The sequence below is a fragment of the Streptomyces lydicus genome (assembly GCF_004125265.1).
GTDB classification, from domain to species: Bacteria; Actinomycetota; Actinomycetes; order Streptomycetales; family Streptomycetaceae; genus Streptomyces; species Streptomyces lydicus_C.
Map to the genome: position 1 here is coordinate 5,893,839 of NZ_RDTE01000003.1, position 17,652 is coordinate 5,911,490.

Consider the following 17,652-nt stretch of genomic DNA (forward strand, 5'->3'; position numbering starts at 1 on the left):
CGCGTGATCCACGGGGGTGGTGCTCCGGGGACGCCCGGACAATTTCCTGCCCACGGGGCAGTGACCCGAACGGGGGAACCGGCCTAGGGTGCCGTGCAGGCGGGGGCCTGATGATGTTCAAGGTGATGTCCGTGCCGCGGCAATGCGGCACGGGCGCGCACATACGACGGAGAACCATGGAACATTCGGCACAGCACCCCGTGGACCCGCCCCCGCAGCCCCCGGCGGAGCACTCTCCAGCCGCCGGACAACCGTCCGGTCCGGTGGCGTCCCGCTCCCGCAAGCTGGTCGCCCCGCTGCTCGCCACGGCCCTGGTCGCGATCCTCGCGCCCGTCTCGGCCTCGGCCTCCGCACCGGCGCCCGCACCCCAGCGGGCCGGCGGCGCCCAGGGCCCTTGTCTGAAGGGCGACGGCAGCGACGGCTGGACCGCCACCAGCAGCAAGATCGACCCCAAGGACAGCCATCACGCCTTCGTCGGCAACGGCTACCTCGGACAGCGGGTGCCGCCCAACGGCACCGGCTACGCCGCACCCGGCGGCACGACCGGCTGGCCGCTGAAGACACCGGAGTACGACGGCTCCTTCGTCTCCGGCCTGTACGCCAAGGGACCCAAGAGCGTGCAGGGCCGGCAGGCCATCGCCGCCCTCCCCACCTGGACCACCCTCGACGTCACCACCGGCGGCGCGCACCCCGACACCTTCTCCTCCGCCACCGCACCCGGCCGGATCTCGCACTACCGCCAGACGCTCTCGCTGCGCTGCGGATTCGTCCGCACCTCGCTGACCTGGACGGCCGCCGACGGCCGCGCCACCGACCTGGTCTACGACGTGCTCGCCGACCGCAACGACGCCCACACCGGCGCCGTACGCCTGCGGATGACGCCCCACTGGAGCGGCGACGCCACCGTCACCGACCGCCTCGACGGCCGCGGCGCCCGCCGGATGACGGCGTCCGATGCCGGGTCCGCCGCCGGGTCCGCCACCGGCGGCAAGGAAGCCGGCGGGCAGGGCACTGCCGGCAGGGAATCCGCCGGCAAGGAATCCGGCGTCACCGAGGCCCGCGGCAAGGAGTCCGGCGGCAAGGAGTCCGGCGGCGGCCGGGATTCCGGCCGCACCATGGACGTCGGGTTCCGCACCGACGGGACGAAGACCGAGGGCGCGGTGGCCTCGACCCTGCGCACCGGGCCCGGCGTGCGGGCCGGCCGCCCCGGACCGGCGCCGCGGGCGGACAAGCTCAGCAACCGCCAGCAGGTCTCCTTCCCGGTCCGCGGCGGCCGCTCGTACGAGCTGACCAAGTACGTCGGCGTGGACACCGCCCTCACCTCCCGCTCCCCGCGCGCCGCCGCCGACGCGGCCTCGCGCCGGGCCGCCGACCGCGGCTGGGACGCCCTCTTCGCCCGGCACGCCGCCGCCTGGCAGCGGCTGTGGCGCAGCGACATCGAGGTGCGGGGCAAGCGCGATCTGCAGTCCTGGGTGCGCTCGGCGGAGTACGGACTGCTGTCCTCCACCCGCGCCGGCAGCGGCAACAGCATCGGCCCCACCGGCCTGACCAGCGACAACTACGCCGGTGAGGTCTTCTGGGACGCCGAGACCTGGATGTACCCGGGCCTGCTCGCCGCCCACCCCGACCTCGCCAAGTCGATCGTCGACTACCGCTACAAGACCCGGGCCGGGGCCCGCGCCAACGCCGAGAAGCTGGGCTACAAGGGGCTGTTCTACCCCTGGACCAGCGGCAGCAAGGGCGACCTGTGGAACGAGTGCCACAGCTGGGACCCGCCGCACTGCAAGACCCAGAACCACCTCATGGGCGACATCTCCCTCGCCACCTGGCAGTACTACCTCGCCACCAAGGACACCGCCTGGCTGAAGTCCCGCGGCTGGCCGGTCCTCAAGGGCATCGCCGAATTCTGGGCCTCGCGGGCCACCCACAACCCCGACGGCAGCTACTCCGTCAAGAACGTGGCCGGCCCGGACGAGTACAGCAACGGCGTCGACGACGGTGTCTTCACCAACGCCGGCGCCGCCACCGCCCTGCGGCACGCCACCCGCGTCGCCGCGATCCTCGGCCAGAAGGCCCCGGCCTCCTGGAACACCATCGCCGACAAGCTGCGCATCCCCTACGACAGCAAGAAGAAGATCTTCGAGCAGTACGCCGGGTACAAGGGCACGACCATCAAGCAGGCCGACACCGTGCTGCTGATGTACCCGCTGGAATGGCCGATGTCGCAGACCCAGGCCGCCCGCACGCTGGACTTCTACGCCGGGCACACCGACCCGGACGGCCCGGCCATGACGGACTCGGTGCACGCCATCGACGCGGCCGGGATCGGTGAACCCGGCTGCTCGACGTACACCTACCTCAGGCGGTCCATCCAGCCGTTCGTCCGCGGGCCGTTCGACCAGTTCTCCGAGGCGCGCGGCGAGAAGGCCGGCGCCGAGGACCCGCACGCCGGCAAGCCCGCACAGGACTTCCTCACCGGCAAGGGCGGCTTCCTGCAGACCTTCACCCACGGGCTGACGGGGCTGCGGCTGCGGGAGAACGCGGTACACCTCGACCCGATGCTGCCGCCGCAGCTCGCCCAGGGCGTCACCCTGCGCGGCCTGCACTGGCAGGGGCGGACCTACGACATCGCCCTCGGCGCCCACCAGACCACCGTGCGGCTGACCGCCGGTGCCCCGATGCGGATCGAGACCCCGGAGGGCGACAAGATCGTCAGCCGTGGGGTGCCGGCCGTCCTGAAGACCCGCCGCCCGGACCTGGCGGCCACCTCGAACGCGGCCCGCTGCACGTCCGCCACAGCGACCTCCGAGGAGCCCGGTCTCTACGCGGCCGCCGCGGTGGACGGCAACGCCACCACTGCCTGGGTGCCCAACTCCGCGGACGGCACCCTCACCGTCGACCTCGGCCGGACCACCCGCGTCGGGCAGATCACCCCGCACTGGAACACGACCCGGCCCCGGTCCTACAACGTCCAGGTCTCCCGGGACGGAAAGCACTGGTCGGGGACCGGATACGCGGGAAAGACGCCGGCCCGGTACGTACGGGTCGTGGTGCACGGTGACCAGGGCAAGGGGAAGGACGGCAAGCCGAAGCCGCATCCGGGGATCGCGGAGCTGACGGTGCAGCGGGTGAAGTAGCCCGCTCGGCGGCTGCCGGGCCTGCTGGAGACGGCCCGGCCTGAGACGGCCCGGCCTGAGACGGCCCCCTCCCGGACCACCCGGACGCTGTGGGAACAGTGTCCGGACCACCCGGGAGGGGGCCGTCCCGCGTGCGCGGGCGTACGGGGGACGGCCCGCGCGCCCGGAGAATTGTTGCGGCGGGATGAAAACCGCCGCCCGCGGTGTTGGTGCCAGGCGTCAGGAGTCGAGGCGCGGGAGGCACCGGGTGGCGGGGACGGATACGAAAAGAGCGAGCTGGGCGCGGCGGCTGATCCGCGACTGCTGGCAGTACAAGAAGGACGTGCTGCTCGCCCTCGGCTCCTCGCTCGCCGGGATGGCCGTGCTGGCCCTGGTCCCGCTCGTCCCGAAGCTGATCATCGACGATGTCATCGTCAAGCACGAGCGCGCCCTCGCCCCCTGGGCCGCTCTGCTGGTCGTCGCCGCGGTCGCGGTCTACGTCCTCACCTACATCCGCCGCTTCTACGGCGGCCGGCTCGCCCTGGACGCCCAGCACGACCTGCGGACCCGGATGTTCGGCGCGATCTCCCGGCTCGACGGCCGGCGGCAGGACGAGCTGAGCACCGGCCAGGTCGTCGGCCGCGCCACCAGCGACCTCCAGCTGATCCAGAGCCTCCTGTTCATGCTCCCGATGATGATCGGGAACGTCCTGCTCTTCCTGATCTCGCTGGTGGTGATGGCGGTGCTCTCCCCGCTGCTCACCGTCATCGCGCTGGCCGTCGCCCCCGCCCTGTGGTTCATCGCCCAGCGCAGCCGCGTCCGCCTCTTCCCCGCCACCTGGTACGCCCAGGGGCAGGCCGCCGCCGTTGCCGGGGTCGTGGACGGCGCGGTCTCCGGCGTGCGGGTCGTCAAGGGCTTCGGGCAGGAGGAGCAGGAGACCGGCAAGCTGCGCGAGGTCAGCCGCCGGCTGTTCGCCGGACGCCTGCGCACGGTCCGGCTCAACGCCCGCTACACCCCCGCCCTGCAGGCCGTACCCGCGCTCGGCCAGGTCGCGATGCTGGCCCTCGGCGGCTGGATGGCCACCCAGGGCCAGGTCACCCTCGGCACCTTCGTCGCCTTCTCCACCTACCTCGCCCAACTGGTCGGACCGGTCCGGATGCTGGCGATGATGCTGACCGTCGGCCAGCAGGCGCGCGCCGGTGTGGAGCGGGTCTACGAGCTGATCGACACCGAGCCGTCGATCGAGGAGCGGGCCGGTGCGCACGAACTGCCCGCCGATGCCCCCGCCACGGTCGTCTTCGACCGGGTGACCTTCGGCTACGCGCGAGCGCACGACGGCGAGGGCGACGGCGACGGCGTGCGTGAGGGCGAGGGCGTGAGCGACGCCGGGAGCGAGTCCCGGGCCCTCCGCCCCGTTCTCGACGACTTCTCGCTGCGCATCGAGGCCGGGGAGACCGTCGCCGTGGTCGGCACGTCCGGCAGCGGCAAATCCACCGTCTCGCTGCTGCTGCCCCGCTTCTACGACGTCTCGGCGGGCCGGGTCCTGGTCGGCGGCCACGATGTGCGCGACCTGACCCTTCCCTCCCTGCGGGCCGCCATCGGCCTGGTGCCGGAGAGCAGCTTCCTGTTCTCCGACTCCGTACGCGACAACATCGCCTACGGGCAGCCGGACGCCACCGACGAGCAGGTGCGCACCGCCGCCCGCGCCGCCCAGGCCGACGGCTTCATATCCGAGCTTCCCCAGGGCTATGACACCAAGGTCGGCGAGCAGGGGCTGACCCTGTCCGGCGGTCAGCGGCAGCGCGTCGCCCTGGCCCGCGCCATCCTCACCGACCCCCGGCTGCTGGTGCTGGACGATGCGACCTCGGCGGTCGACGCCCGGGTCGAGCACGAGATCCATGAGGCGCTGCGCGGCGTCATGGCGGGCCGGACCACGCTGCTCATCGCCCACCGCGCCTCCACCCTGGCGCTCGCCGACCGGGTCGCCGTCCTGGACGAGGGACGGCTGGTCGACATCGGCACCACCGAGGAGCTGGAAGGCCGCTGCCCGCTCTACCGCAGGCTGCTGGCCGACCCGGAGGAGCTGGGCGGCACCGGAGGGGACCCGGCGGGTGAGCCGTCCGGGATCTTCGACGGTGAGTTCGCAGGCGGTGAATTCGCGGACGGTGAGTTCGCCGACGGCCGGCTGCCGGCCCAGGACCGGGCGTCGGACGCCACCGCCCCCGAGGCGGCGGTCGAGGCCGGGATCGAGGCAGCGATCGACGCCGGTGGAGAGACGGAGGCCGAGGGCGACGGTGCGGCAGACCGGCCCGGGGCGGCCGGCACCATCACCCCCGAGCTGTGGGTGCGCCGTGAGCAGGAGGCCGAGGCGGGCGGGGCCGGGATGGCGGCCCGCGCGGCCGTCGCCGCCGGGCCCGGCATCGGCGCCGCGATGGCCGGCCTACCCTCCCCCACTCTCGGCTCCGCTCGAGCGGGGGGATCCCCCTCCCCCGACCTCCTCGCGCAGGTCGCCGCACTGCCGCCGGCCACGGACACCCCGGACGTCGACGAGGACCGGGCCGTGCGCCCCGAGCGCTCCTACGGACTGCGCCGGCTGCTGCACGGCTTCGGCGGTCCGCTGGCCTTCGCGCTGGCGCTGGTCGCCCTGGACGCGCTGGCCGGGCTGCTGCTGCCGGTCCTGATCCGGCAGGGCATCGACGAGGGCGTCCGGCGCGGCGCGCTGATCGGTGTCTGGACCGCCGCCGGGATCGCCCTGTTCGTCGTCCTGGCGCAGTGGGCCGCGCAGATCGGCGGCAACCGCATGACCGGACGGATCGGCGAGCGGGTCCTCTACTCCCTCCGTCTGAAGATCTTCGCGCAGCTCCAGCGCCTCGGGCTGGACTACTACGAGCGCGAGCTGTCCGGCAAGATCATGACCAGGATGACCACGGACGTGGACGCGTTGTCGACGTTCCTGCAGACCGGCCTGGTCACCGCCCTGGTCTCGATGCTCACCTTCTTCGGCATACTCGTCGCCCTGCTGGCCATCGACCTCCAGCTGGCCCTGGTCGTCTTCGCCACCCTGCCACCGCTGATCATCGGCACGTACTTCTTCCGCAAGCAGAGCGTGAAGGCCTACGAGCTGGCCCGTGAGCGGATCAGCGTCGTCAACGGCGACCTCCAGGAGAGCGTGGCCGGACTGCGGATTGTCCAGGCGTTCCGGCGCGAGCGGCGCGGCGCGGAGCGGTTCGCCGCCCGCAGCGACGCCTACCGCCAGGCGCGGGTCCGCGGCCAGTTCCTGATATCCGTCTACTTCCCGTTCGTCCAGCTGCTGTCGTCCGTGGCGGCGGCGCTGGTGCTGATCGTCGGCGCCGACCGGGTCGGCTCCCACACCCTCACCGCCGGCGCGCTGGTCGCCTACCTGCTCTACATCGACCTGTTCTTCGCCCCCGTCCAGCAGCTCTCCCAGGTCTTCGACGGCTACCAGCAGGCCTCCGTCTCCCTGGGCCGCATACAGGAGCTGCTGCGCGAGCCGACCACCACCCCGGCCCCCGAACGGCCCCGCGAGGTGCCCGCGCTGCGGGGCGACATCGCCTTCGACGCGGTGCACTTCCACTACGGCAACGGCGACGAGCCGGCGCTGGCCGGCATCGATCTGACCATCCCGGCCGGGCAGACCGTGGCCTTCGTCGGCGAGACCGGCGCCGGCAAGTCCACCCTGGTCAAGCTGGTCGCGAGGTTCTACGACCCGTCAGCGGGCGCCGTCCGGATCGACGGCACCGACCTGCGCGAGCTGGACCTGACCGGCTACCGCCGCCGCCTCGGCGTGGTCCCCCAGGAGTCCTACCTCTTCGCCGGCACCGTCCGCGACGCCATCGCCTACGGCCGTCCGGAAGCCACCGATGCCGAGGTGGAGGCCGCAGCGCGGGCCGTCGGCGCCCATGCGATGGTCGCGACCCTCGACGGCGGCTACCTCCACGAGATCGCCGAGCGCGGACGCAACCTCTCGGCCGGCCAGCGCCAGCTGCTGGCGCTGGCCCGCGCCGAACTCGTCGACCCGGACGTGCTGTTGCTGGACGAGGCCACCGCCGCCCTGGACCTGGCCACCGAAGCCGTCGTCAACCAGGCGACCGCCCGCCCCCAGGCCCTCGGCTCCCCCCGGGCGGACCGGGCCCCGTCCGTCCGCCGCCGCACCACCCTGATCGTCGCCCACCGTCTGACCACCGCGGCCCGCGCGGACCGCGTGGTGGTGCTCGACCGCGGACGGATCGCCGAGGACGGCAGCCATGCCCAGCTCCTGGCCCGCGACGGCCGCTATGCGGAGCTGTGGCGCACGTTCACGGGCGAGGAGGAGGAACTGGTGGCCTGAGGTCTGTGCCCTGAGGTCTGAGGCCTGTGCGCCGTTCGGCTGATCCACCGAACGGCGCCAGGGGCTGGTGGCACCCCCGTCGCGCCGATAGGTTCAGCCCGACCTTTGCTATCCCAAGGGGAGGGTGCATGCGCAAGGCCACCAGATGGCTGCTGTCACTCGCGGTGCTCATAGGCACGGCGGGAGCCGGCAGTGCGTCGGCAGGAGCGGCCACCGCCGCCGAGCCGAAGACCGGGGACATCAAGGACCGGATCCTCGCGATCCCGGGAATGAGCCTCATCGAGGAGAAGCCGGTAGACGGCTACCGCTACTTCGTACTGAACTACACCCAGCCGGTTGACCACCGGCACCCCTCCGAGGGGACCTTCCAGCAGCGGCTGACGCTGCTGCACAAGTCGGTGGACCGGCCGACGGTGTTCTTCACCTCCGGCTACAACGTCAGCACCACGCCGTCCCGCAGCGAGCCCACCAAGATCATCGATGGTAATCAGGTCTCCCTGGAATACCGGTACTTCACCCCGTCGCGGCCCGCGCCCACCGACTGGAAGAAGCTGGACATCCGGCAGGCCGCCGACGACCAGCACCGCATCTTCCAGGCGCTGCACCGGATCTACGGCAAGAACTGGATCGACACCGGCGGCAGCAAGGGCGGCATGACGGCGACGTACTACCGCCGCTTCTTCCCGCACGACATGAACGGCACCGTCGCCTACGTCGCGCCCAACGACGTACGCAACGACGAGGACTCGGCCTACGACCGGTTCTTCAAGACCGTCGGCACCGCGCAGTGCCGCAGTGACCTCGCCGCCATCGAGCGCGAGGCGCTGGTGCGCCGCAAGGAGATGGTCGCCCGGTTCCAGGACTGGGCCGACAAGGAGAAGCAGACCTTCAAGACCGTCGGCGGCGCCGACCGGGCCTATGAAGTCATGGTCACGGACCTGGTGTTCGGGTTCTGGCAGTACCAGCCGGCCGAGACCGCCTGCGCCGAGGTCCCCAAGCCGTCCGTCTCCACCGACGGGCTGTGGGCGTGGATGGACAAGGTCGGCGGCTTCGACAGCTACACCGACCAGGGCATGGAGCCGTACACGCCGTACTACTACCAGGCGGGCACCCAGCTGGGCGAGCCCGGCTACGCCTACCCGAACCTGGCCGGCCTGCTGAAGTACCCCGGTATCAACAACTCGCGGTCGTTCGTGCCCAAGGACATCCCGATGCGCTTCGACAAGCGCGCGATGCCCGACGTCGACCACTGGGTGCGCCACCACGCGAACCGGATGATGTTCGTCAACGGGCAGTTCGACCCGTGGAGTTCGGAGCACTTCGAGCTGGGCAAGGGCGCCCGCGACTCGTACGTCTTCACCGTGCCCGGCGGCAACCACGGCTCGAACATCGCGAAGCTGGCGGAGGCCGACCGCACCAAGGCCACCGCCGAGCTGCTCGACTGGGCCGGTGTCCGGGCCCCGGCCGGCCAGGCCGCACCGCTGGCGCCGTACAACAAGCAGCTGGACAAGCAGGAGGTCCGGCGGATGCCGATGATGAGGCCTTGAGGCCTTGAGGCCGCGGGGCCTTGAGGCCGCGGGGCCGTGAGGCTGCGGGGCCGTGAGGTCTTGAGGCCGTGGGGCGCTGGGGCCTTGGGGCTGTCAGGCACTGGGGTGCTGAGGCGCTGAGGCGCTGAGGCACTGAGGTCGCATGCCGCCGCGCCACGGCGTCCGGTGGCCGCGGTGCGATGACCGGAACGGCGCGTTCCCCGGGGACAGGGGAGCGCGCCGAGTCCGTCTCCCGGTCAGTACGACAGGCCGTGGCCGATCCGGTAGAGCTCCTGGGCCGGGGCGTCGGCGCGCATGATCGCGACGGGCAGCCGCCCGGACGGGTCCCGCCGGCCGGCGATCACCCGGGCCGCCGCCCGGAGCTCCACATCCGTCCAGGAGTAGCTGGCCAGGGCCGCCCGGACACCGTCCAACCAGGCGATGTCATAAGGGTTGCGGACGGCCAGCTGCACCACCGGCTTGCCCGTGGCCAGCAGCGCGGCGACCAGCTTCCGCTGGCGGGAGTCCGCGCTCACGTTGTACGTCGCCACCACCACCGCGTCCCGCTCCCCGAGCGCCGCCACCGCCTCGTCGATCTGCCGCTGGGTCGGCGCCGTGCCCGTGGAGAGCGCGGTGGCGGTGAAGCCCAGCTCGGTGAGGGCCCTCGCCAGGACCGTGGTGGGCGGCCCGCCGGTGCCGGACGGCGCGGCCGCGTCCACACCCGCCACCAGCACCCGCCGCTCCCGCCGCCGGGAGAGCGGCAGGATGCCGGCATCGTTGCGCAGCAGCGTGGTGGTGCGGTCCGCGATCCGGTCCGCGGCGGCCAGATGACTGCGGATGCCCACCACCCGGTCCACCTCGCGGTGGGTGGTGTACGGGTCCTTGAACAGTCCGCGCCGCTCCTTGAGCAGCAGGATGCGCATCAGCTTGGCGTCGAGCTCCCGCTCGGTCAGCTCGCCCTCCTGGAGCGCCATGAGGACGGCGGCATGCGCCACGGCGAGGTCCGGAGGGTTCAGCAGCTGGTCGACACCGGCCTTGAGGGCGAGCACCGGCACCCGGGCGTCGCCGTACTTCTTCCGTACGCCCTCCATGCCGAGCGAGTCCGTCACCACGACACCGTCGTAGCCGAGGCGTTCGCGCAGGATGCCGGTGAGGATCGGGCGGGAGAGGGTGGCCGGGTCCTCGCTCGGGTCGAAGGCGGGCACGACGATGTGCGCCGTCATGATCGAATCGATCCCGGCGGCGATCGCGGCCTTGAACGGCGGCGCGTCCAGCCGCTCCCACTCCTCGGCGGTGTGGTGGATGTAGGGCAGCCCGATATGGCTGTCGGTGTCGGTGTCGCCGTGCCCGGGGAAGTGCTTGGCGCAGGAGGCGATCCCGGCGCCCTGGTAGCCCTTCACCTCGGCGGCGGCCATACGGGCCACGGCCTGCGGGTCCGCGCCGAAGGACCGTACGCCGATGACCGGGTTGGCGGGGTTGATGTTGACATCGGCGTCCGGTGCGTAGTCCTGCCGGATGCCCATGGCGTACAGCTCCTCGCCGGCGATCCTGGCCGCCGTGTGCGCATCGTCGCGGGAGCCGCCCGCGCCGAGCGCCATCGCCCCGGGGAAGAGCGTCGCGGGCGCGCCGACACGGGCCACTATGCCGTGTTCCTGGTCCGTGGAGATCAGCAGCGGGACGGGGACGCGCTGGGCGGCGGCGGCCTTCTGGATGCCGTTGGACAGGTCGGCGATCTGGTGCGGCTCACGGGTGTTGTGCGCCCAGCCGAAGTAGATGATGCCGCCGACGTGGTATTTGGCGATCAGCTCGGCGGCGTTGGCGACCCCGATCTCCTGCTGGTTCGCGGCGGCGTCGGCCGGGTCGGGGTCGGTGGCGGAGTGCCCGTAGACCCGCATGACGAAGAGCTGGCCGGCCTTCTCCTGCGGTGTCATACGGGAGATGAGGCGGCGCAGCCGGGCCCGGGTGGCGGCGGAGGGGACGGGGGCGGATACGGGCGCGGCTGCGGGGGAGAGGGGCTGGTGTCCGATGGAGGGCTTCGCGCCGCCCGCGGCAGCGGCTGCCGCGGCGGCCGCGGTGGTCAGGACGGTACGTCTGGAGTGCATGTGCGCTCCTTCCGGAGGGCTTCCTCGGAACATTGAAGGAAACTTCCAAAAGGCCACGGATAGCCGGAAAACTATTGTCGGTCAATGACTCGATTCGTGATGGCGCCCAGGTATTGCGGGGCGGGCGCGAGTATGTGATGGGGCGTCGGTGGGGGAGGGAGAGGGCAAGCGGCGGGCAGGTTGCCGGCGGGCAGGGCCGGCGGACGGGTTGACAGGGCAGGTGGTCAGGCGGGCGGGCGGACCGGAGGGCAGGATCGGCGGACGGGGTGACGGGTGATGGGGCAGGCGGTCAGGCGGCCGGGGGACCGGCGGACGAGCTGTCAGGTCAGGCGGCAAGCGCAGGCGGGCGGCGTCGTCGGGCAGGGCCGGGCAACGCCGGACAGCGTCGTCGGTCAGGCGGCCGGCGGTCAGGCGGCCGGCGGTCAGGGCGGGCAGAGAGGTTGACGGGACCGGCGGACGGGCGGGTCGGCGGAGGAGCTGTCAGGACAGGCGACGGGGGCAGTGCCGGGGCGGGCAGGCTGACAGTCCGGGCTCAGGAGTGGGTGCCTTCGCCGAGGAGTCGCTGGAGGTATGCACGGCCCGGCGCCAGCAGGGCGGGGAGGTCGGCCGCCTCCGGATACCAGCGCTTCTCGTACTCCCAGCAGAGCCAGCCTCCCGAGCCCTGGTCGTAGGTGCCCTCGGGGGCGGGTACGGGGCCGTGGGCGCCTTCGGGTTCCCGGGCGAGGGTGCTCAGGGCGGCCGCCAGCGGGAGGGTGCCGGCGCCGAGCGGGAGGGGGGTGCGCTCCTCGGCCGACGCGACGTCCTTGACCTGCACATAGCCCAGATGCGGAGCGAGCGCGGCATGGGTGTCGACGGGCTCCTCGCCGCCGAGCCAGCTGTGCTGCACATCCCAGAGTGCCCCGATCCGGCGATGCCCCACCAGGCCCAGCACCCGGGCGGCGGCCGCGCCGGTCCGGTGCGAGTCATGGGTCTCCAGCAGGACCCGGACGCCCCGCTCGGCCGCGAGCGGCGCCACCGCGGCGAGCCGACGGGCGGCGTCCGCGTCCGCCTCGGCCGCCGGGCGGTCGCCACCGCCGGGGAAGACCCGGACGTACGGCGCCCCCAGATCGGCGGCGAGGTGCACCAACTCGCTCAGCTCGTGAGCCAGCTCCTCCTCGCCCGCCGCATCGCGGGCGGCGGCGACCCGGGCGTATCCGGCAACGGCCAGGACCTCCACACCGGCGTCCGCGAACTGGCCCCGCACCGCGTCCCGTTCCTGCGCCCCGATCAGCGGATGCACCGGCTCCTCCGGATGGGCTCGCAGTTCGACCCCCTGATACCCGGCATCGGCGGCCAGCCGCAGCACCTCGGCCACCGGCATCCCCGGCACGCCAAGGGTCGAAAACGCATAGCGCATCACGGGGATCCTGCCGCCCGTACGCTCGCCGCTGTCCGTGGGCCTGTCGTCCGTACGCCCGCGGCCGTCCGCGCGCCCGCCATCCGTGTGCCCGCCGATGTCCGTGTACGTGTCGTCGGCGCGCCCGTCGCCGTCCGTGGGCCTGCCGCCATCCGTGCGCTTGCCGTCCGTGCGATCCGTGGGGGCCATGTCTGCGCTCCTTCGCGTCGCTTACGCCGTCATCGCTGTCCTTCCCGTCCTTCCCACCCTCCCCGCCTCCATCGCCCGCCTGCCCGCTCCGTCACCCGCAGGCTCACGGCGTCACCCGCAGGCTCGCGGCGCCACTCGTGGACTCACAGCATCACTCGTGGAATCACAGCGTCACCTGTGGACTCACGGCGCCCCCGTGGACTCGCGGCGCGCCCCATGCACTTCGGGCGCCCTCGTGGATTCACAGCATCAGCCGCCAGTCCTGGCCGGTCAGGTCCTGCCCGAAGCTGTGGTGCGGCGACTCGGCGACCAGCTCGAATCCGGCCCGCTGGTAGAGGGCGCGGGCCGCGCCGAGGACGGAGTTGGTCCACAGCACCATCTCGCCGTACCCGGCCTCCCGCGCGAACTCGATGCAGGAGTCGACGAGTTGCCGCCCTGCCCCGTGGCCCCGGGCGTCTGGCTCCACGAGCAGCAACCGCAGCCGGGCGACCCCCGGTCTGCCGTCCCGTACGCACATCACCGCACCCACGCGCTGCCCGCCCAGCTCCGCTATCCAGGTGCGGTCCCACCGCGGGTCGAAGTCCTCGGCGTACTCCGCGACGATCCGGGCCACCAGCGCCTCATAGCTCAGATCGAAGCCGTACTCGGCGGCGTAGAGGGCGGCGTTGCGCTCCACCATCCAGCCGAGGTCACCGGCGCGGGAGGCGCGCAGCACAACCCCGGGCACACGGCCCCCGCGCGGCTGCCGCGCCCCCTCGCCGGGTCGTGTTGCCCCCTCGCCGGGCAGTTCCACCCCCTCGCCGGGTTCTTCCACCCCTTCTCCGGGCTGTTCCGAGCCCTCTTCGAGAAGGGCGCGGACCGTGCGCATCGCCTCCACCACGCGGGTGCGGTCCGCGGCCGGGAGCCGCCGCAGCAGCGTCCCCGCGGCGTCCTGGGAACGCTCCTCCAGCAGTCCGGCCGCCTCCCGGCCGTCCTCGGTCAGCGTGATGCGCTGCCGCCGGGAATCCTGCTCGGACCTGCCGCGGGTGATCAGCTCGCGGTCCTCGAACTTGCCGAGCAGGCGGCTGAGATAGCCGGCGTCCAGCGACAGCGAGGCGCGCAGATCCGCGGCGTCCACCCGCGGATGGTTGGCGACCTCGTAGAGCACCCGCGCCTCGGTGAGGGTGAACGGGGTGTACAGATGCCGCCCGTAGTCGAGCGCGCCGATCAGATTTGTATAGAAGCGGTTGAATCTGCGCAGTTCACGGACCTCGGCCGGGGCATCGGACCGTGCCCCGCACAGCGCGTCGGGCGGCGCGTCGGATGACGTGTCGGTTGGTGTGTCGGATGGCGTCCTGGCGGTCATGGCCGACCCCTCACCTTTGACTGAGTCAATCTTGACTGAGTCAAGAGTAAGCCGCCGAGGCCTCCCCGCACATCCCTCTTTCGTGTCATTCGTTCGCCCGCGCATCCGCGCATCCGCGCATCCGCGCATCCGCGCCTTCAGCGTCGGCCCCGCCCCTTGTTCGTGTCCCGCTTTGTTCGTCTCCCGCCATGCGGTCTGGCGCCCGCCGCCCAGAAGGCGCTTACTGGAGCGGGACTGCCACCTGCTGTGCGCGAGAGGGGCCGGGCCGTGACACGCACGACCGTACGCATCGCCATGAACGGCGTGACCGGACGCATGGGTCAGCGCCAGCACCTGGTGCGCTCCCTCCTCGCCCTACGGGAACAGGGCGGCCTCGAACTGGCCGACGGCACGGTGATCTGGCCCGAACCGGTGCTCGTCGGCCGCAGTGCGCCCAAGCTGCGGGCCCTGGCCGAGCGGCACGGCCTGGAGCACTGGAGCTGCGACCTCGACGCCGTACTGGGCGACGACTCCATCGGCATTTACTTCGACGCCCAGATCACCGCCGCCCGCGAGGAGGCGGTGAAGAAGGCGATCGCCGCCGGAAAACACCTCTACGTCGAAAAGCCGACCGCGAGCAGCCACGCGGGCGCGCTGGAACTCGCCCGGCTGGCGCAGGAGGCGGGCGTCAAGAACGGCGTCGTCCAGGACAAGCTCTTCCTGCCCGGCCTGCGCAAGCTCCGCCGCCTCGTCGAGGGCGGCTTCTTCGGCCGCATCCTCTCCGTACGGGGCGAGTTCGGCTACTGGGTCTTCGAGGGAGACTGGCAGCAGGCGCAGCGCCCCTCCTGGAACTACCGCGCCGAGGACGGCGGTGGTATCGCGGCCGATATGTTCCCGCACTGGGAGTACGTCCTGCACGAGCTGTTCGGGCCGGTCGAAACCGTCCAGGCGCAGCTGGCCACCCACCTGCCGCGCCGCCGGGACGAGTCGGGCACCCCGTACGAGGCCACCGCCGACGACGCCGCCTACGGCATCTTCGGGCTGTCCGGCGGCATCGTCGCCCAGATCAACTCCTCCTGGGCGGTCCGGGTGCACCGCGACGAACTGGTCGAGTTCCAGGTCGACGGCACCGAAGGGTCGGCCGTCGCGGGACTCCGCCACTGCCGCGTCCAGCACCGCGCCCACACCCCCAGACCGGTCTGGAACCCCGACCTTCCGGCAACCGAACCATTCCGCGCGCAGTGGCACGAGGTCCCCGACAACGCCGTCTTCGACAATGCGTTCAAGGCGCAGTGGGAGCTGTTCCTGCGGCATGTCGTCCGCGACGAGCCCTGGTGCTGGGACCTGGCGGCGGGCGCCCGCGGCGTCCGGCTCGCCGAACTGGCGGTGCGTTCCTCGGCGGAGGGCCGCCGCCTGGACGTCCCGGAGCCGGGCCGTTGAACGCGCCCGCGGGGCCGCCCCCGCTCGGGCACAACCCGGACCCCGCCACCCGCCCCCACGGGCCGGACTCCCCCCACCTACACGGGCCGGACTCCACCCTCCCGTCCACCGCGCGGCCCCCGCTCCGCTCCCGTACGGTCTTCGCCGCCGCCCATGTGGTCGCCGATCCCCGCGCCGACACCACCCCGGACGGCCCGGCCGCCGTCGACTGGGACGCCACCCTCGCCTTCCGGCACCACCTGTGGGCGCACGGTCTGGGCGTGGCCGAGGCGATGGACACCGCACAGCGCGGTGCGGGCCTGGACTGGAGCGCCGCCGCCGAGCTGATCCGGCGCACCGCCGCCGAGGCCGCGGCCGTCGGCGGCCTCCTGGCCTGCGGTGTCGGCACCGACCAACTGCCGCCGCACCCGGCCTCCTTGGCCGACATCCGGCGCGCCTACGAGGAACAGCTCGGGATCGTCGAGGGTGCCGGCGGCCGCCCGGTCCTGATGGCTTCACGTCAGCTGGCCGGGGCCGCCACCGGCCCGGACGACTACCGCGAGCTCTACGGCCACCTCCTGCGCCAGGCCACCCGGCCGGTGATCCTGCACTGGCTCGGCCCGATGTTCGATCCGGCACTGGCAGGCTATTGGGGCAGCCCGGAACTCGACGCGGCCACCGAGACGTTCCTGGCGATCATCACCGACCACCCCGCCAAGGTGGACGGCGTCAAGGTCTCCCTGCTGGACGCCGCCCGGGAGGTGGCGCTGCGCCGCCGTCTGCCGCCGACGGTGCGCTGCTACACCGGCGACGACTTCCACTACCCGGAGCTGATCGCGGGCGACGACCACGGCTTCAGCCATGCGCTGCTGGGCGTCTTCGACCCGCTCGCCGCCCCCGCCGCCGCAGCCCTGCGCCTCCTGGACAACGAGGACACCGCGGGGTTCCGGGCCGCCCTGGACCCCACCGTCGCGCTCGCCCGGCATCTCTTCCGGGCACCCACCCGCCACTACAAGACCGGCATCGTCCTGCTGGCCTGGCTGGCGGGCCACCAGTCCCACTTCACCATGCTCGGCGGACTGCAGTCCGCCCGCTCCCTGCCCTACCTGCGGCGCGCCCACCAACTGGCCGACGGACTCGGCCTGTTCCCCGACCCGGAGCTCGCCGCCCACCGCATGCGGCAACTCCTCGCGGAATACGGGGAGGAGCTCGCGGCAAACGGGGCGGAGACGGAGGACGCATGAGCGACGGCCCCCGCTGCCTCCTCGACCGCCTCAGCCTCAACCAGGAGACCGTCCGGCAGTGGTCCCTGCCCGAACTGGCCGACGGCTGTGCGCGGGCCGGCGTACGGGGCGTGGGGCTGTGGCGCGCCCCGGTGCGGGAGTACGGGGCGGCCGCGGCCGCCCGGCTCGTACGGGACGCCGGGCTGCGGGTCACCAGCCTGTGCCGGGGCGGTTTCCTCACCGCGCCGGACCCGGGCGGGCGCGCGGCCGCCCTGGACGACAACCGGGCGGCCGTCGACGAGGCGGCCGCCCTCGGGACGGACACCCTGGTGCTCGTCTCCGGCGGGCTGCCACCCGGCAGCCGGGACCTGCCCGGCGCCCGGGAGCGGGTCGCCGACGCACTGGGCGAGCTGGGCCCGTACGCCGCACAGCGGGGCGTACGGCTGGCTCTCGAACCCCTGCACCCGATGTACGCGGCGGACCGCTGTGTGGTCTCCACCCTCGCCCAGGCGCTGGAGCTCGCCGAGCGGTTCCCCGCCGGGCAGGTGGGCGTGGTCGTGGACACCTACCACCTGTGGTGGGACGACACCGTCGGCACACAGATCGCCCGCGCGGGCGGCACCGGCGAGGAGGCCGCCTCCCGGATCGCCGCCTTCCAGCTCGCCGACTGGGTCACCCCGCTGCCCGAGGGTGCCCTGCTGGGGCGCGGGCAACTCGGGGACGGAGCGGTGGATCTGCGGTGGTTCCGGGAGCGGGTCGACGCGGCCGGCTACCGGGGGCCGATCGAGGTGGAGATCTTCAACCCGGCGCTGTGGGCGCGCGACGGCACGGACGTGCTGGCCGAGATCGTGGACCGCTTCCGCACCCACGTCGGCTGACGAGCGCAGGCCGGACGGCGCATGCACGTCGGACGGCGCACCCACGTCGGCTGACGCGCGCAGACCGGATGACGCGCGCAGACCGCGTGACGCGTGCACGCCGGATGACCGGGAGAGGCACACAGCAAGTG

General features: G+C 72.8%; 9 protein-coding genes. 6 read left to right on the forward strand and 3 right to left on the reverse strand.

Annotation, left to right across the window (positions count from 1 at the left end; genetic code table 11):
• The first annotated feature begins 176 nt into the window (after window positions 1-176).
• The 3 genes from D9V36_RS28475 (at window position 177) to D9V36_RS28485 (ending at window position 9,011) form a co-directional block, all read left to right on the forward strand.
• Window positions 177-3,137: a discoidin domain-containing protein gene (locus tag D9V36_RS28475; RefSeq protein WP_129296260.1), complete on the forward strand. Its 2,961-nt coding sequence runs from the start codon at window positions 177-179 to the stop codon at window positions 3,135-3,137.
• Window positions 3,138-3,321: 184 nt separating this feature from the next.
• The gene (locus tag D9V36_RS28480; RefSeq protein WP_431357705.1) at window positions 3,322-7,464 is read left to right on the forward strand and encodes an ABC transporter ATP-binding protein; all 4,143 of its coding nucleotides are present in this window, start codon (window positions 3,322-3,324) and stop codon (window positions 7,462-7,464) included.
• Window positions 7,465-7,592: 128 nt separating this feature from the next.
• Entirely contained in the window at window positions 7,593-9,011 is a 1,419-nt protein-coding gene (locus D9V36_RS28485; RefSeq protein ID WP_129296262.1) for a S28 family serine protease, read from the forward strand.
• Between the two features lie 236 nt (window positions 9,012-9,247).
• On the opposite strand, the gene D9V36_RS28490 is transcribed toward D9V36_RS28485, so the two are convergent.
• From D9V36_RS28490 to D9V36_RS28500, 3 genes are all read right to left on the reverse strand, one after another.
• Window positions 9,248-11,092: a glycoside hydrolase family 3 protein gene (locus D9V36_RS28490; protein WP_129296263.1), complete on the reverse strand. Its 1,845-nt coding sequence runs from the start codon at window positions 11,090-11,092 to the stop codon at window positions 9,248-9,250.
• A gap of 532 nt (window positions 11,093-11,624) precedes the next feature.
• On the reverse strand, window positions 11,625-12,488 hold the full coding sequence (locus tag D9V36_RS28495; protein ID WP_129298750.1) for a sugar phosphate isomerase/epimerase family protein: 864 nt from the start codon (window positions 12,486-12,488) through the stop codon (window positions 11,625-11,627).
• A gap of 430 nt (window positions 12,489-12,918) precedes the next feature.
• A complete protein-coding gene (locus D9V36_RS28500; protein WP_129296264.1) occupies window positions 12,919-14,022 on the reverse strand; it encodes a bifunctional helix-turn-helix transcriptional regulator/GNAT family N-acetyltransferase in 1,104 nt (367 codons plus the stop codon).
• Window positions 14,023-14,289: 267 nt separating this feature from the next.
• On the opposite strand from D9V36_RS28500, the gene D9V36_RS28505 reads away from it, so the two are divergent.
• The 3 genes from D9V36_RS28505 to D9V36_RS28515 are packed head-to-tail and all read left to right on the forward strand — an operon-like array spanning window position 14,290 to window position 17,521.
• Window positions 14,290-15,441, forward strand: coding sequence for a Gfo/Idh/MocA family protein (locus D9V36_RS28505; protein WP_129296265.1), 1,152 nt, complete (start codon window positions 14,290-14,292; stop codon window positions 15,439-15,441).
• On the forward strand, window positions 15,438-16,664 hold the full coding sequence (locus D9V36_RS28510) for a dihydrodipicolinate synthase family protein (protein WP_129296266.1): 1,227 nt from the start codon (window positions 15,438-15,440) through the stop codon (window positions 16,662-16,664). Before D9V36_RS28505 ends, D9V36_RS28510 begins: the two co-directional genes overlap by 4 nt.
• The gene (locus D9V36_RS28515; protein ID WP_129296267.1) at window positions 16,661-17,521 is read left to right on the forward strand and encodes a sugar phosphate isomerase/epimerase family protein; all 861 of its coding nucleotides are present in this window, start codon (window positions 16,661-16,663) and stop codon (window positions 17,519-17,521) included. Before D9V36_RS28510 ends, D9V36_RS28515 begins: the two co-directional genes overlap by 4 nt.
• Window positions 17,522-17,652 lie beyond the last annotated feature (131 nt).